General features: G+C 75.2%; 16 protein-coding genes and 1 riboswitch. Of the genes, 10 read left to right on the top strand and 6 right to left on the bottom strand.

Annotated features, from left to right (window positions below; all coding sequences use genetic code 11):
* Positions 1-25: 25 nt before the first annotated feature.
* From Q3W71_RS12895 to Q3W71_RS12885, 3 genes are all read left to right on the top strand, one after another.
* Positions 26-1705 carry an ATP-binding cassette domain-containing protein gene (locus Q3W71_RS12895; protein ID WP_302919514.1) on the top strand — a complete coding sequence of 560 codons (1680 nt, stop codon included), beginning with the start codon at positions 26-28 and terminating at the stop codon, positions 1703-1705.
* Positions 1702-2499 carry a nucleotidyltransferase domain-containing protein gene (locus Q3W71_RS12890; protein WP_302919513.1) on the top strand — a complete coding sequence of 266 codons (798 nt, stop codon included), beginning with the start codon at positions 1702-1704 and terminating at the stop codon, positions 2497-2499. Before Q3W71_RS12895 ends, Q3W71_RS12890 begins: the two co-directional genes overlap by 4 nt.
* Positions 2500-2577: 78 nt before the next feature.
* Entirely contained in the window at positions 2578-3522 is a 945-nt protein-coding gene (locus tag Q3W71_RS12885) for an aldo/keto reductase (protein WP_302919692.1), read from the top strand.
* A gap of 121 nt (positions 3523-3643) precedes the next feature.
* On the opposite strand, the gene Q3W71_RS12880 is transcribed toward Q3W71_RS12885, so the two are convergent.
* Positions 3644-4183, bottom strand: coding sequence for a hypothetical protein (locus Q3W71_RS12880; protein ID WP_302919512.1), 540 nt, complete (start codon positions 4181-4183; stop codon positions 3644-3646).
* 70 nt (positions 4184-4253) lie between these two features.
* On the bottom strand, positions 4254-10127 hold the full coding sequence (locus tag Q3W71_RS12875; RefSeq protein ID WP_302919511.1) for a ThuA domain-containing protein: 5874 nt from the start codon (positions 10125-10127) through the stop codon (positions 4254-4256).
* A 323-nt stretch (positions 10128-10450) separates the two neighbouring features.
* Positions 10451-10559: riboswitch (TPP riboswitch) on the top strand.
* On the opposite strand from Q3W71_RS12875, the gene Q3W71_RS12870 reads away from it, so the two are divergent.
* From Q3W71_RS12870 to thiC, 7 genes are all read left to right on the top strand, one after another.
* Positions 10554-11180, top strand: coding sequence for a thiamine phosphate synthase (locus tag Q3W71_RS12870; RefSeq protein WP_302919510.1), 627 nt, complete (start codon positions 10554-10556; stop codon positions 11178-11180). It overlaps the preceding riboswitch by 6 nt.
* The gene (thiO, locus tag Q3W71_RS12865; RefSeq protein ID WP_302919509.1) at positions 11174-12322 is read left to right on the top strand and encodes a glycine oxidase ThiO; all 1149 of its coding nucleotides are present in this window, start codon (positions 11174-11176) and stop codon (positions 12320-12322) included. The genes Q3W71_RS12870 and thiO overlap by 7 nt, the downstream gene beginning before the upstream one ends.
* On the top strand, positions 12313-12513 hold the full coding sequence (thiS, locus tag Q3W71_RS12860; protein ID WP_302919508.1) for a sulfur carrier protein ThiS: 201 nt from the start codon (positions 12313-12315) through the stop codon (positions 12511-12513). Before thiO ends, thiS begins: the two co-directional genes overlap by 10 nt.
* A complete protein-coding gene (locus tag Q3W71_RS12855; protein WP_302919507.1) occupies positions 12510-13289 on the top strand; it encodes a thiazole synthase in 780 nt (259 codons plus the stop codon). Before thiS ends, Q3W71_RS12855 begins: the two co-directional genes overlap by 4 nt.
* Before the next feature lie 155 nt (positions 13290-13444).
* Positions 13445-14053: a thiamine phosphate synthase gene (locus tag Q3W71_RS12850; RefSeq protein WP_302919506.1), complete on the top strand. Its 609-nt coding sequence runs from the start codon at positions 13445-13447 to the stop codon at positions 14051-14053.
* Positions 14050-14838 carry a bifunctional hydroxymethylpyrimidine kinase/phosphomethylpyrimidine kinase gene (gene thiD, locus Q3W71_RS12845; protein ID WP_302919505.1) on the top strand — a complete coding sequence of 263 codons (789 nt, stop codon included), beginning with the start codon at positions 14050-14052 and terminating at the stop codon, positions 14836-14838. The genes Q3W71_RS12850 and thiD overlap by 4 nt, the downstream gene beginning before the upstream one ends.
* A 17-nt stretch (positions 14839-14855) precedes the next feature.
* The gene (gene thiC, locus Q3W71_RS12840) at positions 14856-16448 is read left to right on the top strand and encodes a phosphomethylpyrimidine synthase ThiC (protein WP_302919504.1); all 1593 of its coding nucleotides are present in this window, start codon (positions 14856-14858) and stop codon (positions 16446-16448) included.
* Positions 16449-16613: 165 nt separating this feature from the next.
* On the opposite strand, the gene Q3W71_RS12835 is transcribed toward thiC, so the two are convergent.
* The 4 genes from Q3W71_RS12835 to Q3W71_RS12820 all read right to left on the bottom strand — a co-directional run bounded on the left by Q3W71_RS12835 (position 16614) and on the right by Q3W71_RS12820 (position 21494).
* Positions 16614-19373, bottom strand: coding sequence for a hypothetical protein (locus Q3W71_RS12835; RefSeq protein WP_302919503.1), 2760 nt, complete (start codon positions 19371-19373; stop codon positions 16614-16616).
* Between the two features lie 77 nt (positions 19374-19450).
* Positions 19451-19759 (bottom strand): cupin, encoded by a 309-nt coding sequence (locus Q3W71_RS12830; RefSeq protein ID WP_302919502.1) that lies wholly within the window; start codon positions 19757-19759, stop codon positions 19451-19453.
* Positions 19756-20706, bottom strand: coding sequence for an LLM class F420-dependent oxidoreductase (locus Q3W71_RS12825; RefSeq protein WP_302919501.1), 951 nt, complete (start codon positions 20704-20706; stop codon positions 19756-19758). Before Q3W71_RS12825 ends, Q3W71_RS12830 begins: the two co-directional genes overlap by 4 nt.
* 2 nt (positions 20707-20708) lie before the next feature.
* A complete protein-coding gene (locus Q3W71_RS12820; RefSeq protein WP_302919500.1) occupies positions 20709-21494 on the bottom strand; it encodes an ABC transporter ATP-binding protein in 786 nt (261 codons plus the stop codon).
* Between the last annotated feature and the right edge of the window lie 94 nt (positions 21495-21588).

The raw sequence follows: 21588 nt of genomic DNA, 5'->3' as shown, positions 1-21588 counted from the left end.
GCGGGTGCTCGGGCAGGATGCCGGCGTGGGATACGTGGACGTGGCAGCGGTCGGGCACATCCTCCCCGACGGCCGGGAACTCTTCGCCGACGTGTCGTTCCGGGTCGGCGAGGGCGCCAAGGTCGCGCTGGTCGGGCCGAACGGCGCCGGCAAGACCACGCTGCTGCGGATGATCGCCGGCGACCTGCCGGTGCGGACCGGCGCGATCGCGCGTACCGGGGGGCTGGGCGTGATGCGCCAGTTCATCGGGATGATCGGCGACGAGTCCACGCTGGCCGACCTGGCGCTGTCGCTCGCCCCGCCGGCGCTGCGCGACGCCGGTCACCGGCTGGCCGCGACCGAGGCGGCCATGCGGGCGGCCGAGGTGCGCGGCAAGTACAGCACCGCCGCCGGCAAGGCCCAGCTGGCGTACGCGGACGCGCTCGCGGCCTGGGGTGAGGTCGGCGGGTACGACGCCGAGGTGCTCTTCGACACCGTCGCCACCATCGTGCTCGACCTGCCCTGGGACGCCGCCCGGGAGCGTCCGGTGCGCACCCTCTCCGGCGGCCAGCAGAAGCGCTTCGCGCTGGAACTGCTGCTCCGCGGTCCGGACGAGGTGCTGCTGCTGGACGAGCCGGACAACTTCCTCGACGTGCCCGGCAAACGCTGGCTGGAGGGGCGGCTGCGCGAGTCGGGCAAGTCGGTGCTCTACGTCTCGCACGACCGGGAACTGCTGGCGCACACCGCCGACCGGGTGGTCGCGGTGGAGGGCGGCAGCGCCTGGGTGCACCCCGGCGGCTTCGCCAGCTGGCACTCCGCGCGGGTGGCCCGGCACGCCCGCCTCGACGAGCTGCGCCGGCGTTGGGACGAGGAGCACCAGAAGCTCAAGGACCTGGTGCTGATGTACAAGCAGAAGGCCGCGTACAACGACGGGATGGCCTCGCGCTACCAGGCCGCGCAGACCCGGCTGCGCAAGTTCGAGGAGGCCGGGCCGCCGCCCGTACCGCCGAAGGACCAGGACATCCGGATGCGGCTGACCGGCGGGCGGACCGGCAAGCGCGCGGTGATCTGCGACAAGCTGGAGCTGGACGGCCTGACCTACCCGTTCGACCTGGAGATCTGGTACGGCGACCGGGTGGCGGTGCTCGGCGCCAACGGCACCGGCAAGTCGCACTTCCTGCGGCTGCTGGCCCGGGGCGGCACCGACCCGGACCCGGCCAACGGCCCGGTCGACGGCGCCGCGGCGCTCGCCCCGGTGGCGCACGACGGGGTGGCCCGCCTCGGCGCCCGGGTGCGGCCCGGCCACTTCTCGCAGACCCACGACCGGCCGGAGCTGATGGCGAAGACCCTCGTGGAGATCCTCTGGCGGGGCGACGAGCACCGGGCCGGCATGGACCGGCACGCGGCGATGGCGGCGCTGTCCCGCTACGAGCTGGCCGGGCAGGGCGACCAGCGGTTCGGCACCCTCTCCGGCGGCCAGCAGGCACGCTTCCTGGTGCTGCTGCTGGAACTCTCCGGGGCGACCCTGCTGCTGCTCGACGAGCCCACCGACAACCTGGACCTGGCCAGCGCGGAGGCCCTCGAAGCCGGGCTGGCCGCGTTCGAGGGCACGGTGGTCGCCGTGACCCACGACCGGTGGTTCACCCGCTCGTTCGACCGGTTCGTGCTCTTCCGCGGCGACGGCGAGGTGGTGGAGACCCCCGAGCCGGTGTGGGACGTCGGGTGAACCCGGCGGAGCTGGCCGGCCGGCTCTGCGCCGTCGACGGGGTGGTGGCCGTGGCGCTGGGCGGCAGCCGGGCGCGCGGCACCCACCGGCCGGACTCCGACTGGGACCTGGGTCTCTACTACCGGGGTGAGCTGGACGTGCCGGGGCTGCGCGCGGTCGCCGCGTCCGTCGCCGACGAGCCGGTCACGCTGACCGAACCGGGCGGCTGGGGACCGTGGGTGGACGGTGGCGGCTGGCTCCGCGTCGGCGGGGTGGCCGTCGACTGGATCTACCGGGACCTCGACCGGGTACGCCGGGTGTGGGCCGACTGCCGGGCCGGCCGGTACGAGGTGGGCGTGCAGGCCGGGCACCCGCTCGGCTTCTACTCCCACGTCTACGCCGGCGAGGTGGCGCTGTGCCGGGTGCTCGCCGACCCGACCGGTGAACTGGCCGCGCTGCGCGAGGAGACGCGGGCGTACCCGCCGGCACTGGCCGACGCCCTGACCCGCGGCGGCTGGGAGGCGGGGTTCCTGCTCTCCGCCGCCGAGAAGGCGGTCACGGCCGGCGACAGCGCGTACCTGGCCGGGTGCCTGTTCCGGGCGGTCGGGGTGCTCGTGCAGGTGCTGCACGCCCGGGCCGGGCAGTGGCTGCTGAACGAGAAGGGCATGGTCGCCTCGGCCGGGCGGCTGCCCGGCGCGCCGGCCGACTTCGCGCCCCGCGCGCAGGCGCTGCTCGGCGCCGTGGGACGGGCACCGGCCGAGCTGGCCGCCACCCTCGACGCCGCCCGCCGGCTCTGCGCCGAGGTGCTCGGCTGAGTCCCGGGTCCGCCACCGGATGGGCGGCTGACCCGACCCGCTCCGCCGGTCGGGCATAGGGTTGATCTCGTGACTGAGATGACCTACCGCCGGCTGGGCGACTCCGGGCTCGTGGTGTCCGTGGTCGGCATCGGCTGCAACAACTTCGGCCGCAAGCTCGATCTCGACGGCACCCGGGCGGTGGTCGACGCCGCGCTGGACGCCGGGATCAACTTCTTCGACACCGCCGACATCTACGGCGAGCCGCAGGGCGGCTCGGAGGAACTGCTGGGCCAGGCGCTCAAGGGGCGCCGGGACGACGTGGTGGTGGCCACCAAGTTCGGCATGGACATGCACGGCCTGAACGGGCCGGACTTCGGCGCCCGGGGCGCGCGCCGCTACATCGCGCGGGCGGTGGAGGCGTCGCTGCGCCGGCTCGGCACCGACCACATCGACCTGTACCAGATGCACGAGCCCGACCCGGGCACCCCGATCGACGAGACCCTCGCCGCGCTGGACGACCTGGTACGCGCCGGCAAGGTGCGCTACCTGGGCAACTCCAACTTCGCCGGCTGGCAGATCGCGGACGCCGACTGGGTGGCCTCGTCCAACGGGCGGTCCCGGTTCATCAGCGCGCAGAACCACTACAGCCTGCTGGAGCGCTCGGTCGAGGCCGAGGTCATCCCGGCCTGCGAGCGGTTCGGCCTCGGTATGCTGCCGTTCTTCCCGCTGGCCAACGGGCTGCTGACCGGCAAGTACCAGCGGAACCAGGCCCCGCCGCCGGGCAGCCGGCTCTCCGCCGGCGGCCGGTACGCGCAGCGCCTCGCCGCCGCCGACTGGGACACCATCGAGGCGATCGAGGCGTACGCGGCCGAGCGAGGGCTGTCGATGCTCCAGGTGGCCATCGGCGGGCTGGCCGCCCAGCCGGCGGTGACCTCGGTGATCGCCGGCGCCACCACGCCGGAGCAGGTGCTGGCCAACGCCGCCGCGGGCGCCTGGCAGCCCAGCGACGAGGACCTGGAGGCCCTGCGCGCCATCCTCTGACCGACCGGGGTGGCGGCATCCCCGGCAGCGGGACGCCGCCACCCCGGCGCGGCGACGAGCCCACCGGCGTGCCCGGCGCGCCGCCGCGGCCGCCGGGTCGACGCGACCGGGAGCGTGGGCGTCAGGCGCGGCGGCGCCGGACGAGCGGCACCGCCACCGCCGCCAGGACGGCGAGCCCGAGACCGGCCAGCGCGAGCGGCCACCAGCCGGTACCCCCGTCGCCGGCGGGGGCTCGGGTGCCGGCCGCCGGGGCGGTCACGGCGACCGGGGCGGGGTCCGGCGGGGGCGACTGGGCACCGCGCGCCTCCACCTGGGCGGCGGCCTCGCCCCGGTGCGGCGCGGGGGCGCTCACCGTGACCCGCCACCGGCCGGGGGAGAGGATCGGGCCGCTGGCGTAGAAGCCCTGCCCCTCGGCGGCCGGTTCCAGTTGCACCGGCCCGACCCGCCGGCCGTCCGGCCCGGTGGCGGTGAGGGTCAGCCGGACCACCTTGTCGAGGCGGTGCCCGTCGGCGTACACCGCCTGCACGGTCACCCCGTCGGCGCCGTCGCCGGCCACGGTGAGCTTGAGTTTCCCGGTGTGTGCGGCGGCCGGGGCGGTGGACAGGAACGCCAGGGCCAGTCCGACGAGCGCGGCGGCGACCGCCTGCCAGGTACGCGTCACGGGCGTCTCCTCGATGGAATCGCGGGAGGGTCCCTTCCCGCCGCCGGGGCGGCGGGAAGGGACCCGCGGATCAGAGCCGGCGACCGGGGGCGATCCGGGTGGGATCGCCGCCGAGCCGGCCGGCGCCGTCGACCGGTTCGCCGTCGTTCGCCCGGACGCCGGCCCGGCTGGCCGTGCCGCCGAGCCGGACGATCATGGCGTCGGCGTCCCGGACCAGGGTGTCCCGGATCTCGGCCTCCGGCACCAGGGTGGCGTCGGCCGCGAGCGTCCGGAAGGCGGTCAGCGCCTTGATCGCCTTCTGGTCGTTGCCGGCCGCCTCGGCCTGCCGGGCGTCGCTGAGCTTCGCCGACAGTTGCTTGTGCGCCTTGGCCGAGAGCCGGCTCGTCACCTTGAACCGGTCCAGCAGGTTCTGCATGTCCCGGAACGAGGTGGTGACGAAGAACCGGACCTCCGAGGTGGTGACGTTGCCCGCCTTGTCGGTCGCGGTGACGGTCAGCTCGTGCAGGCCGAGCGGCAGCTCGTACATGGCCTGCAGGGTGCCGCTGGCGTACGGCCGGCCGTCCAGGTCGCCGACCACCGAGGCGATGCCCGAGGTCGGGTCGACCGCCTGCCAGGACACCCGGACGTCCTGGCTGTCGCCGTAGAGCTGGCCGTCGGCGATCCCGGACACCAGCAGCGTCGGCCTGGTGCCGTCGATCCGCAGCACCGCCGACTTGAGCGTCTCGGCGTTGCCCGCGTTGTCGGCGGCCCGGAACAGCAGTTCGTGCTGCCCGTCGCCGGTCACCTCGACCGGCGCCGAGTACGGCGTCCACGCGCCGCCGTCCAGCGACCACTCCACCGTCTTCACCCCGGACCCGGCGTCGGTCGAGGTCAGCACGACCGGGACCGTCCCGTCGTGCCAGCCCTCGTCGTTGGCCGGCGCGAACGTCGCCGAGGTGACCGGCGCGGTGGCGTCGATCCGGACCGGCACGCTCTTCGTCGACTCCACGTTGCCCGCCCGGTCGGTCGAGCGGAACCGCAGCTCGTGCTCGCCGTCGCCGCTGACCGGCACCGGGCCGGTGTACGCGGTCCAGGTGGCCGCCCCGTCCAGCTGGTACTCGGTGCCGGCCAGCCCGCTGCCACCGTCCTCGTCGGCGGCGGTCAGCGTGACGGTGACCGGGCCGGTGTGCCAGCCCCCGGTCGGGGTGCCGGAGACCGTGGCCGTGGTCACCGGGGCGGTCCGGTCGGCCGCCTCGGTGGTGAGCCGGAAGTAGTCGAACGCGGCGGTCTTCGACGCGGTCTGGTTGGCGCCGAGGGTGAACAGGCCCACCTTCGGCGTCGCCCCGACGGCGCTGTTGGTGAGCGCCGTCAGCGGCGTCCAGGCCGTCCCGTCGGCCGAGTACGACGCGGTGAAGGTGTCGCCCGTGCGGGCCAGCCGCAGGTACCACACCGAGGCGGTCAGGTTGCCCGCCTCCGGTTGCGGGTTCTGCACCGCGCCGCCGATCTCGCTGCGGAACTCGATCCGCCGCGTCACCGGCTGGCCGGCCTGGTTGTCCACGATGTAGTCGAACTTCAGGTAGTTGTCGTCGTCGGCGTGCACGATCAGGCCGGCCTGCTGGTACTGCTCGTTGAGCAGGCTGCCGTCGACCTTCGTCTCCAGGGTCCAGTCGCCGGTCGGGGCGTTCTGGAGGATGAAGTTCGCCGGCCCGGAGTTGCCGGAGCCGTAGATGTCGCCGTTCGGCACGTCGATCCGCAGCGCGCCGCCGGTGACCCGGTAGCCCGTCGGGTTCTCCCGCAGGATCGCGTCCCAGCGGCACTTGTCCAGCGTGTCGCCGGTGAACTCGTCCGACGGGTCCACCGGTCCGGCCGGGGCGTCCGGCGAGACCTGGAACCAGTCGAAGGCCGCCTCCACCACCGGCGCGTCGGTGCCGCCGTTGAGCGCGAACAGCCCGATCCGCGGGTTGGTGATGCCGGCCAGCGCGGCGGACCGGCCGACCGGGGTGAAGGTCTGCCCGTCGGCCGAGACGGCAGCTGTCAGGTTCGTCCCGTCGCTGGTGAGCCGCAGGTGCAGGGTGTCACCGGCCGGTGCGGCGGTGCTGTCGGCGGCCTCGTTGCGCGGCGCGCCGGCGGTCTCCCGGATGAACTCCACCCGCCGGCCGCCCGAGTAGAGCAGGTCCAGCTTGGCGTAGTTCTCGTCGTCGCCGTACACCAGCAGGCCGGCCTGCTGGTAGTTGGCGGTCACCGGCAGGGTGACCCGGGTGGTCGCCTGCCAGGCCCCGGCCGGCGCCGGCTGGAGCACCAGGTTGGTGGCGTCGTTGCGGCCGCCGTAGAGGTCGCCCACCGCGGTGGGCAGCCGGAGCGCCCCGTCGGAGACCGAGTAGAGCTGGTTCTCCCGGACCACGCCCCAGCGGGCCTTGTCGAGGCCGGCGCCGGTGAAGTCGTCCGAGCGCGCCCCGAAGCAGGACGTGTTCGGCGCGTCCACCCGCACCGGGACGGTGGCGTACGACCTCGCGCCCCTGCTGTCGGTCACGGTCAGGGTGGCGGTGAAGGTGCCCGGGCTGGTGTAGGTGTGCGTGGCGTCCGGGGTGGACGCCGTGCCGCCGTCGCCGAAGTCCCAGGCGTACGTCAGCGGGGTGTCGCCCTCGGCGTCGGTGGCGGTGCCGTCGAAGGCCACGGTGACCGGCGCGGTGCCGGTGGCCGGGCTGGCGGTGGCGGTGACCACCGGCGGCGCGTTCTCGGTGACGCCCCGGCCGAGGAAGTCCATCCAGTTGACGTTGAACAGCGCGCCCGCGCCGCCGGCCGGGTCGCGGGCGACGAAGTACAGCGTGCCGCCCGCCGGGCCGGTCACCGGCGCGGTCACGTCGGCGTACGTCTGCCAGGCGCCGGTGCCCGGCACGGTGCCCGAGGCGACCAGCGGCCCGTCGGGCGCGCCGGCGCGGACCTCGATCCGGCCGCCGCTGGTGGCCGAGGCGGCCCGGAACCGGATCGACGTGATGTTGGTCAGGTCCGCCGGGGCGAGCGACCACCAGTCGCCGTCCTCGATGAACCCGATGTTCTGGCCGCCGCCGGCGGTGTCGCCGGTGGTCTCGCGCTGCACGCCCGGGTCCCCGCCGCCGGTCGCGCCCGGCACCCGGCCGGTGGCGGTGAAGAACTCGGCCTGCTTCCGCTTGGGCTGGAGCTGCTCGATCGCCCGGCCGGTGAGCGGCCCGGCGCCCTCGGCGCCGCCCAGGTCGGTGTAGGTGGCCTCGAAGACGGCGAAGACGTTCGCCTCGGCGCCGTGCCCGGAGGCCAGCGACGTCTGGACCGTGCCGGTGCAGCCGGTGTGCTGCTCCAGCGGGTGGGCGTGCTCGTCGTGGCCGAGCAGCACCTGGAGCCGGACCCGGTCGCAGTCGATCTCCGCGTCCTCGGGGTCGGTGACCGTGACCGTGTAGCGGACCTGGTCGCCCCAGTCGAAGAAGCCGCCATCCGGCGGGAACTCGATGGTCACCGTCGGCGCGGTGTTGCCCACCGTGACCGGTACGTTGGCCACCGCTGTCCGGCCCTTCGGGTTGGTGACGGTTAGCTGCGCGTTGTACGTCCCGGCGCTGGTGTAGGTGTGCGTCGGGTTCGGCTCGGTGGCGGACTGCCCGTCGCCGAACGTCCAGGCGTAGCTGAGCGTGCCGCCGTCCGGGTCGCGGGAGCCCGCGCTGGAGAAGGCGACGGTCAGCGGCGCCGGGCCGGAGGTCGGCTCGGCGCTGGCCTCCGCGATCGGGGCCCGGTCGCCGGCGATGTAGTCGATCCGGTAGACGCCGGAGTTGTCGTTGTTGCCGCCGAAGCCACTGCCCCACTCGATGAGGTAGAGCGCGCCGTCCGGACCGAACTCGAAGTCCATCGGCCGGAGCATGGTCATCCCGGTGAGGAGCTGGTTGATGTCGACGAGGCTCCTGCCGTCACCGGTGAGCTGCATCGTGTACATCTTCGACTGGTTCCACTCGCCGAAGAGCGCCTTGCCGTCGTAGTACGCCGGCCACTTGCGGTACGAGTTCAGCTCGGCGTCGTACCGGTAGACCGGGCCGCCCATCGGCGCACCGCCGCCGCCGATCTCCGGGAACCGCGGGTTGCCGCTGTAGTCGTAGTCGACGGTGGCCGGGATGGCCGGCGGCAGGTTGGTGAGGCCGGTGTTGTTGGGCGAGTCGTTCACCGGCGCGGCGCAGTCGAACTTCGGCCCGCTGGGGCCGGACGGGAACGTGTAGTCGTTGTAGGCGTAGTTCGCCCCGGTGCAGTACGGCCAGCCGTAGTTGCCCGGCGTGCCGACGATGTTCCACTCGACGGTGCCCTCGGGGCCGCGGTCGGGGTTGGCGGCGCTGGCGTCCGGCCCGTAGTCGGCGACGTAGAGGGTGTCGGTGGCCGGGTCGATGCCGATCCGGAACGGGTTGCGGAAGCCCATCGCGTAGATCTCCGGCCGGGTCTTCGCGGTGCCCGCCGGGAACAGGTTGCCGGTCGGGACGGTGTAGGTCCCGTCGTCCTCCGGGTGGATCCGGAGCACCTTGCCGCGCAGGTCGTTGGTGTTGCCGGAGGTGCGCTGCGCGTCGTAGTCCTGCCGCCCCGGCCGCTCGTCGATCGGGGTGAACGCGTTGGACTCGAACGGGTTGGTGTTGTCGCCGGTGGCCAGGTAGAGGTTGCCGGCGCTGTCGAAGGCCATGCTGCCGCCGGCGTGGCAGCAGGTGTTGCGCTGGGTGTCCACCCGCAGCACCTGCTTCTCGCTGGCCGGGTCGATGCTGTCGCCGGTCACCGTGAACCGGGAGAGCAGGTTGCGGGCGATCCCGTCGTTCGGGGCGTAGTAGAGGTAGACCCAGTTGTTGGTGCCGAAGTCCGGGTCGAGCCGGATGCCGATCAGGCCGTCCTCGTTGCCGGTGAACACGTCCAGGTCGAGCGCGGTGACCGTGTTGCCGGTGTCCGGCTTGACGATCTGCACCCGGCCGTCGCGCTCGACGTAGAAGACCCGCCCGTCCGGGGCGACGTCCAGCTCCATCGGGTTGCTGGTGTTGCTGTCCAGGGTCACCTTCTCGAAGCTGGCGGTCAGCGACGCGCCGCAGTCGGCGTCCGCCACCCCGGCCGCGGAGCGGATGCCGCCGAGCAGGTGGGCCAGGAACTGCGGTTCGGCGTACGACTCCCGGGTGTGCCCGCCGCCGGTGTACCAGGCGCGGCCGCCCTGGAAGTCGTGGCACCAGGCGATCGGGTGGTCGGCGCCCATCGCCCCCGCGCCGGGGGAGTAGCTGGTCTCGTCCAGGCTGGCCAGCACGTGTACGTCGGGGCGCGGGTTGGACTGGTAGTTGTACCACTCGTCGAACCGGGACCAGCGCTCCGGCAGCCCGGCGGTGGCCGGGTGGGCGTGGTCCTCCACCTTGACCGTGGCCTGCTGGTTCGCCGGGTGGCTGGCGAAGTACGCGCCGACCAGGTCGCCGTACCAGGCCCAGCTGTACTCGGTGTCCGAGGCGGCGTGGATGCCGACGTAGCCGCCGCCGGCGCGGATGTAGCGCTCGAAGGCGGCCTGCTGCTCGCCGTCGAGGACGTCGCCGGTGGTGGAGAGCCAGATCACCGCGCGGTACCGGGCGAGGTTGTCGTCGCTGAACGCGGCGCCGTCCTCGGTCGTGTCGACGGTGAACCCGTGCTCGGCGCCGAGCTGCTGGATGGCGGCGATGCCGGTCGGGATGGAGTCGTGCCGGAAGCCGGCGGTCTTCGAGAACACCAGCACCGAGAACGGCTCGTCGGCCGCCGGCGCGGCTGCGGCCGGCGGCGCGGCGGGTGCCGTCCGTGGCTGGGTCTGCGCGGCGGGCGCCGTCAGCGGCGCGGCCTGCGCGGCGGGTGCGGCCTGCGCGGCGGGTGCGGCCTGCGCGCCGGGGACGCCGAACAGGGTGGTCGCGGTGAGCGCGAGGGGTAGCAGGGTGGCCAGGACGGGTAAACGGGCACGACGAGATCGGGACACGCCGCCTCCTATGTCGCTGTGGACAGGGATCGCGGGGGCCGGCTCGCCGAAGACCGTCCCGGATGGACCGGAGCGGACACCGTGCCAGGATGTCCGCGCCAGCATTTTGTCGAATCGCTGAACAAATTAATCCCGCTGGATCCGTTGCGGGCAAGATGCCGGCTGGTAACGGTTTGGCAACGGCGAGCGACATTCCGAACAGGACCGTACGAAGCGCTCCGTCGCCAGGAGGCATCGAGGGTCGTTCACCGCGCCGGACCGGCGTCCTGCGATTGCCGAACCCCGTCTTGGCAGGCCGGCGGATCTGTCGTACGGTGACACCGACGTAACCCACGGGAGCCCGGTGGACCGGGCTGAGAGGGGGGCTGGAAGCCCCCGACCGTCGAACCTGATCCGGGTAATGCCGGCGCAGGGAGGAGTGTTGCCGTGCCGTCCCTTGGGCGACTGCATCTGGTCACCGACACCCGACCCGGGCGGGATCCGCTCACCGTGGTCCGGGCCGCCCTCGCGGTGGCCCGCGCCGAGCTGGTGGTGCAGGTCCGGGTGGCGGACTCCGCGACCGACCGGGAGGCGTACGACCTGGCCCGCCGGGTGGTCGCGCTCTGCGCCGGGTACGGCGCGACCTGCCTGGTCAACGACCGGCTGCACGTGGCGCTGGCGGTGGGCGCCGCGGGCGGCCACGTCGGCGCCGACGACCTGCCGGTCGGCGCGGCCCGCCGGGTGCTCGGCTCCGCCGCCGTGCTCGGCGCCACCGCGCGGCACCCGGGCACCGCCACCGAGTCGGTGGCCGCCGGCGCCAGCTACCTCGGCGTCGGCCCCTGCCACCCGACCAGCACCAAGATCGGCCTGCCGGACCCGATCGGCCCGGCCGGGGTGGCGGCGGTCGCCGCCGCGGTGGACGTGCCGGTGATCGCCATCGGCGGGGTCACCGCCGCGACCGTGCCGGCGCTGCGCGCCGCCGGGGCGTACGGGGTGGCGGTGGTCGGCGCGCTCTCCGGTGCCGCCGACCCGGGCCGGGCCACCGCCGAACTGCTCGGGGCGTTGACGTGCTGACCACCGGCCGCCCCGACGTGGCGGTGGTCGGCGCCGGGCCGATCGGGCTGGCCGTCGCCTGGCGCTGCGCGGCGCGCGGGCTGCGGGTGGTCGTGCACGACCCCGACCCGGGCTCGGGAGCGTCGGCGGTGGCCGCCGGGATGCTCTCCCCGGTCGCCGAGGCGTACTTCGGCGAGCGCGAGCTGACCGGGCTGCTCTGCGCGTCCGCGGCGCGCTGGCCGGCGTTCGCCGCCGAGCTGACCGAGGCGACCGGGCTGCCGATCGGCTACCGGACCGAGGGCACGCTGATGGTCGGGCTCACCGCCGACGACCTGGCCGAGGCGGGCCGGCTCTGGGCGTACCAGCAGGGGCTGGGGCTGCCGGTGACGCCGCTGCGCCCGACGCAGCTGCGTGACCGCGAGCCGGCGCTGGCGCCCCGGGTGCGCGGCGGCGCGCTGGCCCCCACCGACCACCAGGTCGACCCGCGGCTGCTGGTGCCGGCGCTGCGGGCGGCCGCGACCGCGGCCGGCGCGGTGCTGGTGCCGCACGCGGTACGCGACCTGTCCGCGCTGGACGCCCGGGTCACCGTGGTGGCGGCCAGCTGCGGCGCGGCCGCGCTGACCGGGCTGCCGGTCCGGCCGGTGAAGGGGCAGGTGCTCCGGCTGCGCGCGCCGGGCGGCGAGCCGCCGGGCTTCCGGCACGTGATCCGGGGGTACGCCGACGGCGAGCACGTCTACCTCGTCCCCCGGTCCGGCGGCGAGGTGGTGGTCGGGGCGACGGTCGAGGAGCGCGCCGACCGGAGGGTCACCGCCGGCGCCGTGCTGCGGCTGCTCCGCGCCGCCGTCGACCTGCTCCCCGAGCTGGCCGAGTACGACCTGGTGGAGACGGTGGCCGGGCTGCGCCCCGGCACGCCGGACAACGCCCCGATCCTCGGCCCGCTGCCCGGCCGGCCGGACGTGCTCGCCGCCACCGGCCACCACCGGCACGGCATCGTGCTCACCCCGGTCACCGCCGACCTGATCGCCGAGTTGGCCGCCGGGGGCGAGCCGGACCCGCTGCTCGCCCCCTTCGCGCCGGACCGCTTCGGACCGGCCCACCCACCCGCGCCGGCGCCGCCGGCCGGCTCACCCGGGCAGACGACGGAGGAGGACAGGTGGAACTGACGGTGAACGGCGCCGGGCGGACCGTGCCCGGCGGTGCCACGGTGGCCGACCTGGTCGGCGAGGTCACCCCGCAGCGGCGCGGCGTGGCGGTGGCGGTCAACGGCGAGGTGGTGCCGCGCAGCGGCTGGCCGGCGACGGTGCTGCGCGACGGCGACCGGGTCGAGGTGCTCAGCGCCGCCCAGGGCGGGTGAGCGCGGTGACCTTCGACCTGGGCGGTGTCCCCCTCACCTCCCGGCTGATCCTGGGCACCGGCGGCGCGGCCAACCTGCACGTGCTGGAGCAGGCGATCCGGGCGTCCGGCACCGAACTGGTCACCCTGGCGCTGCGCCGGGTGGACACCACCCCCGCCGGGTCGGGCGGGCTGCTGGAACTGCTCGACCGGTGCGGGGTGCGGCTGCTGCCGAACACCGCCGGCTGCTACACCGCCGGCGAGGCGGTCAAGGTGGCGCACCTGGCCCGGGACGCGTTCGAGACCGACTGGGTCAAGCTGGAGGTGATCGGCGACGAGCGCACCCTGCTGCCGGACGGCGTCGAACTGCTGCGCGCCGCCGAGCAACTGGTCGCCGACGGGTTCACCGTGCTGCCGTACACCAGTGACGACCCGGTGCTGGCCCGCCGGCTGGCCGACGTGGGCTGCGCGGCGGTGATGCCCGCCGGGGCGCCGATCGGCTCGGGGCTGGGGGTGTCCAACCCGCACCACATCCGGCTGATCCGGCAGAGCGTTGACGTGCCGGTGATCCTGGACGCCGGGATCGGCACCGCCTCCGACGCCGCGCTGGCCATGGAACTCGGCTGCGACGCGGTGCTGCTGGCCAGCGCGGTGACCCGGGCCGCCGACCCGGTGGCGATGGCCACCGCCATGCGGTTCGCGGTCGAGGCCGGGCGGCTGGCGTACGGGGCGGGCCGGATCGCCCGCCGCTTCCACGCGCTCGCCTCCACCCCCGACGAGGGAAGGCCCGACCTGTGACCGCGCCGCCAGGGCTGGCCGCCGGTCCGCCCGAGGCAGCAGCGGCCCGGCCGGCAGCCGGTCGGCCAGATCTTGGAAGGAAAGGGCCCCCGGAGGGGCCGGAATCTTCCAAGATCTCGGCGGGCGCCGAGTGGGTGCCCGCCGGGGTGGTGGTGATGACCGATCGGCGGCTCGCGCGGCGGCCCCTGGTCGAGGTGCTGGCGGCGGCCGTGAGTGGGGGAGTTCGTTGGGTGGTGCTGCGGGAGAAGGACCTGCCCCGCGCCGAACGGTTGGCGCTCGCGGCGGAGCTGCGCGCGATCCTCGGCGACGTCGGCGGCACCCTGGTCGTCGCCGGGCCGGACCCGCTCGGCGGTGATGCGGTGCACCTGCCGGCTGCCGGCCCGTACCCGCCGCCGCGCGTCGGCCTGGTCGGCCGCTCCTGCCACGACCGGGCCGAGCTGGGCCGACTCACCACAGAGGACTACGTCACCCTCTCGCCGGTACACCCGAGCAGCACCAAACCCGGCTACGGCCCACCCCTGCACCCCCGGGGACTGGCCGAGCTGACCAAGGTAAGCCCGGTGCCGGTCCTTGCTCTCGGCGGCATCGAAACCCCCGACCAGGTGCACGCCTGCGTCCAGGCCGGCGCCCGGGGAGTCGCGGTGCTGGGTGCGGTCATGCGCGCCGACGACCCCACCGAAACAGCCACCACCCTGACCAGAGCTTTCGCGGCGGCGGCCGCCGCGCCGCAGCCACCAACCGCGACCACTCGAGGAGCGACGTGACCCCCACCACCGTCCTCACCGTCGCCGGCTCCGACTCCGGGGGCGGTGCCGGCATCCAGGCCGACCTCAAGGTCTTCGCCGCCCTCGGCGCGTACGGGACCAGCGTGCTCACCGCGGTCACCGCCCAGAACACCCGGGGCGTCGACGCCGTCCTGCCGCTGCCCCCGCGCACGGTCACCGACCAGCTGGAGAGCGTGCTGACCGACTTCGACGTGCGCGCGGTCAAGACCGGGATGCTCGGCAGCCCGGCGGTCGCCGACGCGGTGGCGGTCGCCGCCCGGGACGGCCGGCTGCCGCACCTGGTCGTCGACCCGGTGCTGGTCGCCACCAGTGGACACGCGCTGGGCGTGGTCGCCGCCGTCGAGCGGCTGCTGCCGTACGCCGAGGTGGCGACGCCGAACTGCGCGGAGGCCGCGGCCATCACCGGACGCCCGGTGACCACCGTCGAGGAGATGGTGGCCGCCGCCGAGGCGCTCGCCGCGGGCGGACCGGCGCACGTGGTGGTGACCGGCGGCGACGTGGACACCGACGGCGAGGCGGTCGACGTGCTGCACGGCGGCGGGGTGACCACCCTGCTGCGGGCGCCGCGGGTGGCCACCCGGCACAACCACGGCACCGGGTGCTCGTTCTCGGCGGCCGTCGCGGTCCGGCTGGCGCTCGGCGACCCGGTGCCGGCGGCGGTGCAGGCCGCCAAGGAGTACGTGACCCGCGGGCTGGCCGGCGCGCGGGACTGGACGTTGGGCGCGGGACGCGGCCCGCTGGACCACTTCGGCTGGTCCGCTTGATCACCAGGGAGGCTGTCATGCAGGCACGTCGCAAGGTGTACGTCGAGGGGTCCCGGCCGGACGTGCGGGTGCCGTTCGCCGAGGTGGACCTGACCGGGGACAACCCGCCGGTGCGGCTCTACGACACCTCGGGGCCGGGCGCGGACCCGGCGGTGGGGCTGCCGCCGCTGCGTGGCCCGTGGATCGCCGAGCGCGGGGACGTCGCGCCGGTGCGCGGCCCGGGTACCCCGCTGGCCGGGGTGGCCGGGAAGCGGCCGACCCAGCTCGCGTACGCCCGGGCCGGGATCGTCACGCCGGAGATGGAGTTCGTGGCGATCCGGGAGGGCATGGCGCCGGAGTTCGTCCGCGACGAGATCGCGGCCGGGCGGGCGGTGCTGCCGCTCAACGTCAACCACCCGGAGTGCGAGCCGGCCATCATCGGCAAGGCGTTCCTGGTGAAGGTGAACGCCAACATCGGCACCTCGGCGGTCACCTCGTCGGTCGCCGAGGAGGTGGAGAAGCTGACCTGGGCGACCCGGTGGGGCGCGGACACGGTGATGGACCTGTCGACCGGCAAGCGGATCCACGAGACCCGCGAGGCGATTGTCCGCAACTCGCCGGTGCCGATCGGCACCGTGCCGATCTACCAGGCGCTGGAGAAGGTCGGCGGCGACCCGGTGAAGCTGAGCTGGGAGGTGTTCCGGGACACCGTCGTCGAGCAGGCCGAGCAGGGCGTGGACTACATGACAGTGCACGCCGGGGTGCTGCTGCCGTACGTGCCGATGGCGGTGGACCGGGTGACCGGGATCGTCTCCCGGGGCGGCTCGATCATGGCGGCCTGGTGCCTGGCGCACCACGAGGAGAACTTCCTCTACACCAACTTCCGGGAGCTCTGCGAGATCCTGGCCCGCTACGACGTGACGTTCTCACTGGGTGACGGGCTGCGCCCCGGGTCCATCGCGGACGCCAACGACGAGGCGCAGTTCGCCGAGCTGCGGACGCTCGGCGAGCTGACCCGGATCGCCTGGGAGTACGACGTGCAGGTGATGATCGAGGGCCCCGGGCACGTGCCGATGCACAAGATCAAGGAGAACGTGGACCTCCAGCAGGAGTGGTGCCACGAGGCCCCGTTCTACACGCTCGGTCCGCTGACCACCGACATCGCGCCCGCGTACGACCACATCACCTCGGCGATCGGCGCGGCGATGATCGGCATGTTCGGCACCGCGATGCTCTGCTACGTGACGCCGAAGGAGCACCTCGGGCTGCCGGACCGGGACGACGTGAAGGCGGGCGTGATCGCGTACAAGATCGCTGCGCACGCGGCCGACCTGGCCAAGGGGCACCCCGGGGCGCAGGCCTGGGACGACGCGCTGTCCAAGGCGCGGTTCGAGTTCCGCTGGGAGGACCAGTTCAACCTCTCGCTGGACCCGGAGACCGCCCGGTCGTACCACGACGCGACGCTGCCGGCGCAGCCGGCGAAGACCGCGCACTTCTGCTCGATGTGCGGCCCGAAGTTCTGCTCGATGAAGATCACCCAGGAACTCAAGGAGTACGCGGCCCGCGGCATGCGGGACAAGTCGGAAGAGTTCGTCTCCTCGGGCGGCCGGGTCTACCTGCCGCTGGCCTGAGCCCGCCGCGCGGGCCGGCCGGTCGCGGCGACGCACGTCGCGCCGCCGGCGGGGTGACGGCCGGTGAAAGTGGTTCTCCGTGGTGGAGCCGGCTGCCGACCGTGTGACCGGCGTTGTGGGTGCGGTCGTTGTCGCTCCAGCGACGACAACCGCACCCACACCACGTCAGTCGCGGTGGTGGCGGCCGCTGGAGCGCAGCGAGCGGCGGCCGCTCTCCTGCTCCGGCTCGTTGTCCGCCAGCGGGCGGCCCAGCCCGGCCACCCAGTCGACGTACTCCTCGTCCTGCGCCGCCAGCGGCTCCGCCTCGGTCTCGCCGGCGCCGCTCTCGTCGGTCGTCCGGGCCCGGTTGCGCCGGAACAGCCCGAGCCGGCCGCGGAGCCGCCCGCCGTTCTGTTCGCCCGCGCCGGCCGCCGCGCCATCGGGCGTCGTGTCCTCGCCGCCGGCCGGTCCCTCCGATGTGGCGTCCGTGGGTGCCGTCGGGCCGGCGCGCCGGGCGGTGGCCAGGGCCTCCCAGCTCGCGGCCCGGTCGAGGTCGGGCAGGGGGGCGCGGTGCCGGGGCCGGTGCCCGGTCGTGTCCTCGGGTACGGCGGTCGCCTCGTCCCGCTCGGCGGAGGTGGGCCGGGGCGGCGCCGACCACGCCGGTGCGACCGGCCAGCTGGAGCGCGGGGCGGCCGGCCGGTCGGCAGTGGGCGTGGCGGGTGCCGGTACCGGCTTGAGGACCGGTCGGGCCGGTTCGCGCGTCCCCTCGCGCCGCTTGCCGGCCGCCGGTGCGCCGTCCCCGGTCGGGGGCGTGGGCCCGGTGGCGGGGTCCGCGCCGGCGGGCGTGGGTTCGGTGGTGGGCCCGGACGGCACCGCGGTCGCCGCCGCTTCGATGCCGGTGATCGGGGTACCGGTGGCGTCCGCGCCGCCGGTCGTGGCCGGGTCGGCCGTGGCGCCGAGCGGTGCGGCCGGCGCCGACCCGGTCGAAGCACCGCCCGGTGCCGCCGGGCTGGTCGGTACGCGGCCGGACGCGGCCGGGCTGACCGAGGCCCTGCCGGACGCCGCCGGGCCGGTCGAAGCGCCGCCGCCGGCCGGGCTGGTCGGGGCGCTGTCCGGTGCCGGTCCGGTGGAGGCGCCGCTGAACACCGGGCTGACCGAAGCGCCGCCGCCGGCCGGAGCGCCGTCGGGTGCCGGTCCGGTCGAAGCGTCACCGGACGCCGGACCGGCCGACGTACCGCTGGACGCTGGGCTGGTCGCGGCGCCGCCGGGCGCCGGCGTCCCGGCGGACGGGGCGCCGGCCGCCGCCGGGTCGGCGGTCGGGGTGGTCGCGTCGGCACGCTTGGCGGTGGCCTTCGCCTTACGGGTCCGGCGGGGCCGCGGGGCGGGCTCGGCGGGCGTCGCGGCGACCGCGTCCGCGTCGGTCGACGCGGCGGTCGCCGGCTCCTCGGCGGCGGTTGCCCGGCGGGTCGACCGGCCGGCCGCCGGGGCCGCCGTGGCGCGGGACGACCGCCCCTTCCTCGTCCGCCCGGCGCCGCCGGGCTGCTCGGCCGCGTCGTCCGCCGCGACGGGCTCCGACTGCCCGCCCGCCGGGGTGCCGCTCGCCGGGTCGCCCGGCGCCCTCGTCGCCATGCCACCGGCGTGCGCGGCGCTGGCCGGTGCCGGGTCGCCCGGCAGGTCACCCGTCACCGCCGTCACCGCCGTCACCGGCTCGGCCGGGTGTGCGGGGCGTGGGGCGGGGGCCGGCGCGGCCACGGCATCCACCCCGGTCGCCCGGTCCGCCGCCGGGTCGGTGGCGGCGTCCGCGCCGCGGTCGGCGGTGCGGGGCGGGACGCCGGTCGCGCCGGTCGTGCCGGTCGCCGGCCAGTCCCAGTGCGGCGGGGTGGCCTGACCCGCTGGTTCGGTGCCGGGCGCGGTGCCCACCGCGCCCGCCTCGGGCCGGGCGGCCAGGTCGGCGCCGGCCACCCGGACACCGGCCGGTCCGCCGGCCCGGTCGGCCCGCTCCGGTCCCGCCTCGGCCGCGCCGGGCAGGGCCGGGCCGGCGGGCAGCGGCCGCAGGATGTCGGTCGGCTCGATGGCCCGGGGCGCGGGAGCGGCCGCGCCGGACGGCCGGCGCGCCAGCGCGGCGGCGGCCGAGCCGAGCGCGCCGGCGGCGACCGCGAGCAGGGCGCCGTAGTAGGGCGCGAGCTGGTAGCGGTCGACGGCGTCACCGGGACCGGCGGCCAGGTAGCCGAACGCCACCAGCACCGGTCCGGCCACCCCGGTCGCCCCGGCCACCAGCGGCGGGTGCCCGCGCCAGCGGGCCAGCGCCCCGGTCGCCGCGCCGGCGAGCAGGGCGATGGTGGGCAGCACCAGCATCGCCAGGCGCTGGGCCGCGTCCGCGTCGAGCCAGGCGGGCTCGAAGACCCCGAGCCGGACCAGCGGCAGCGCGCCGGTCGCGGAGAACGACGGTACGGCCGACAGCAGCGCGAGCAGCCAGAGCGTCCCGGCGACCGCTGCCATGTTCCAGCCGACCGGCGGCTTCAGCAGGACGGCCAGCGCGGCACCCGCGCCCACCACCGCGCCGAGGACGGCGCAGATGCCGACCGCCCAGACCGGGTCGACGGAGATGAGCTCGGCGGCCCGGGCGGGCTGCATGCACAGGGGCGCGACCACGGTGGCGCCGAGCGCGGCGGCGGCCGCGACGGCCAACTGCCGTCCGGTGCCGGTGAGCGCCCCGTCCCGCCGGGCGACGCGTTCGGTGAGGACGGCACCGATCACCGCGGCGTTCGCCGCGCACCAGCCCACCCAGACGAGCTGGGCCGGCCACTGGTTGACGGTGACACCGGTGAAGCTGCCGGTGAGCCGCAGGATGCCGAAGCCGTACGCGAGGCCGAGCTGACCGGCGCCGGCCAGCAGGCTCACCCCGAGCGCCGTGAGCAGCAGTCTGCTCCAGGTCCGAAAGGCCATGTCCGGCACGTTACGGTCCGGTGCGCCCGATCGCCACCGGCGCGCCGTGCGGCGTGGCGGCCCTGCTCGCGGCGGGTCTACTTGAGTTCGACGAGGCGAGCCAGGTAGGTGGTGTCCCCGACGTTGGTGAGCATGTGGATGGCGCCCGGGTCCCGGTAGACCACGCCGCCGGTCGGCTCGTCGGCGTCGATCCGGGTGCCGTCGATCGTCTGCACCACGTTCTTCGCGCCCTGGATCGCCACCACCAGGTACGGGTGGTCGTGCCGGTGCAGCGGCTGCCGCTCGCCGGGTTCGAGCCGGATGTGCCACACCCGTACCCGGTCGTTCTCGTACACGATCTCCTGGCCCACCGGCCCGAGCTCGTGCTCCTCGATCACCTCGGTCATCGGTCTCCGTCCAGGTGGGGGAGCACCTCGGCGGCGATGAGCTCGAGGTGGTCCAGGTCGGCGAAGTCGATCAGGCGCAGGTGCACCCGGGTCGCGCCGGCGGCGGCGAACTCGCCGATCCGGTCGACCAGTTGCGCCGGCGAGCCCACCACCGGGTCCTCCGGCGGGAGGGCGCTCTTGACGTGCAGCGGGGCGGCCCGCCGCTGGGCCTCGGCGTCGGTGCGGCCGATCGCCACCACGATCCCGGCGGAGAGCACCAGCGGCGCCCGCCCGGACGTGGCCCGTCCGGTCCGGTCGCTGGCCTCCCGCACCCGCTCGTACGCGTCGGCGGTCTCGGCCACCGACTTGAACGGCATGTTGAACTCGTCCGCGTACCGGGCGGCCAGTTCCGGGGTGCGCTTCGGACCGCGCCCGCCGATGATCACCGGCGGCCCGGGGCGCTGCACCGGCTTCGGCAGCGCTGGCGCGTCCACCAGCCGGTAGTGGGCGCCGGTGAAGCTGTACGTCTCGCCGGGCGGGGTCCGCCACAGCCCGGTGATCACCTCTAGCTGTTCGGCCAGCCGGTCGAACCGCTCGGTCACGCCGGGGAACGGGATGCCGTACGAGGTGTGTTCCCGCTCGTACCAGCCGGCGCCGATGCCCAGCTCGACCCGGCCGCCACTCATCTGGTCGACCTGGGCCACCATCACGGCCAGCGGGCCGGGCAGCCGGAAGGTGGCCGAGGTGACCAGGGTGCCGAGCCGGATCCGGGTGGTCTCCCGGGCCAGCGCGGCCAGGGTCAGCCAGGCGTCCGTGGGGCCGGGCAGGCCCGGGTCGTCGCCCATCGACTGGTAGTGGTCGGCCCGGAAGAAGCCCTCGAAGCCGCCCGCCTCGGCCAGCCGGGCGAACCGGAGCTGGTCGTCGTAGCTGGCGCCGCGGTGCGGCTCGGTGAAGACGCAGACCCGCACGGTTATCGCCCCTCCGCGCCGGCGGGCGCCGGCGCGTCCCGCTCCATGAGCAGCTCGTGCAGGTCTGCACTGACCTGGGCGACGTCGGCCAGGTGCGCGTTGCGGCCCAGGGTGCGCGGCCGCGGGATGTTCACGTCCAGGATCCGGCGGATCCGGCCGGGGCGGGGGCTGAGCACCACCACCCGGTCGGCCAGCAGGACCGCCTCGTCGATCGAGTGGGTGACGAAGACGACGCTGGGCGAACTCTCCATGTGGATCCGCTGGAGCTCGCCGGCGAGTTCCTCCCGGGTGAGCGCGTCGAGCGCGGAGAACGGCTCGTCCATCAGCATCACCCGCGGCTCGCCGATCAGCGACCGGCACAGCGAGACCCGCTGCTGCATGCCGCCGGAGAGCTCGTGCGGCAGGCGCTTCTCGAAGCCGCCGAGGCCGGCCAGGTCGAGCAGTTGCCGGGCCCGCTCCCGGTGCTTGGCCCGCTTCCAACCGAAGATCTCCACCGGCAGCAGGACGTTGTCCAGCACCGTGCGCCAGGGCAGCAGGGCGGGCCGCTGGAAGAGCATCGCGATGTCCCGGCGCGGGCGGGTGATCGGCGTACCGGCCACGGTGATCTCGCCGCTGGTCACCGGGAGCAGGCCGGCGATCAACCGGAGCAGGGTGGACTTGCCGCAGCCGGAGCGGCCGAGCACGGCCACGAACTCGCCCTCCGCGACGTGGAGGTCGATGCCGCGCAGCGCCTCGACCCGGCCGCTGCGGCCGTCGAAGGTGCGGGACACCCCGGACAGTCGGATCATCCCCGGCGGCCCTCCCTGAGTGGGCGATCAGTAACGCGGCACAGGGTATCCGGCTCGTGTCCATGACGCACCGTCCGGGGTGGACGTCACTTTG

The sequence above is a fragment of the Micromonospora sp. C28SCA-DRY-2 genome (assembly GCF_030519475.1).
In the GTDB taxonomy this organism is placed as follows: Bacteria; Actinomycetota; Actinomycetes; order Mycobacteriales; family Micromonosporaceae; genus Micromonospora.
This window is presented reverse-complemented; position numbering and strand designations above follow the sequence as displayed.

Coding starts and splice junctions, on each gene's coding strand:
- Q3W71_RS12885 (WP_302919692.1), top strand. CDS start 2,578: ATGACCTACCGCCGGCTGGGCGACTCCGGGCTCGTGGTGTCCGTGGTC.
- Q3W71_RS12850 (WP_302919506.1), top strand. CDS start 13,445: ATGACCGATCGGCGGCTCGCGCGGCGGCCCCTGGTCGAGGTGCTGGCG.
- thiC (WP_302919504.1), top strand. CDS start 14,856: ATGCAGGCACGTCGCAAGGTGTACGTCGAGGGGTCCCGGCCGGACGTG.
- Q3W71_RS12835 (WP_302919503.1), bottom strand. CDS start 19,373: ATGGCCTTTCGGACCTGGAGCAGACTGCTGCTCACGGCGCTCGGGGTG.
- Q3W71_RS12830 (WP_302919502.1), bottom strand. CDS start 19,759: ATGACCGAGGTGATCGAGGAGCACGAGCTCGGGCCGGTGGGCCAGGAG.
- Q3W71_RS12820 (WP_302919500.1), bottom strand. CDS start 21,494: ATGATCCGACTGTCCGGGGTGTCCCGCACCTTCGACGGCCGCAGCGGC.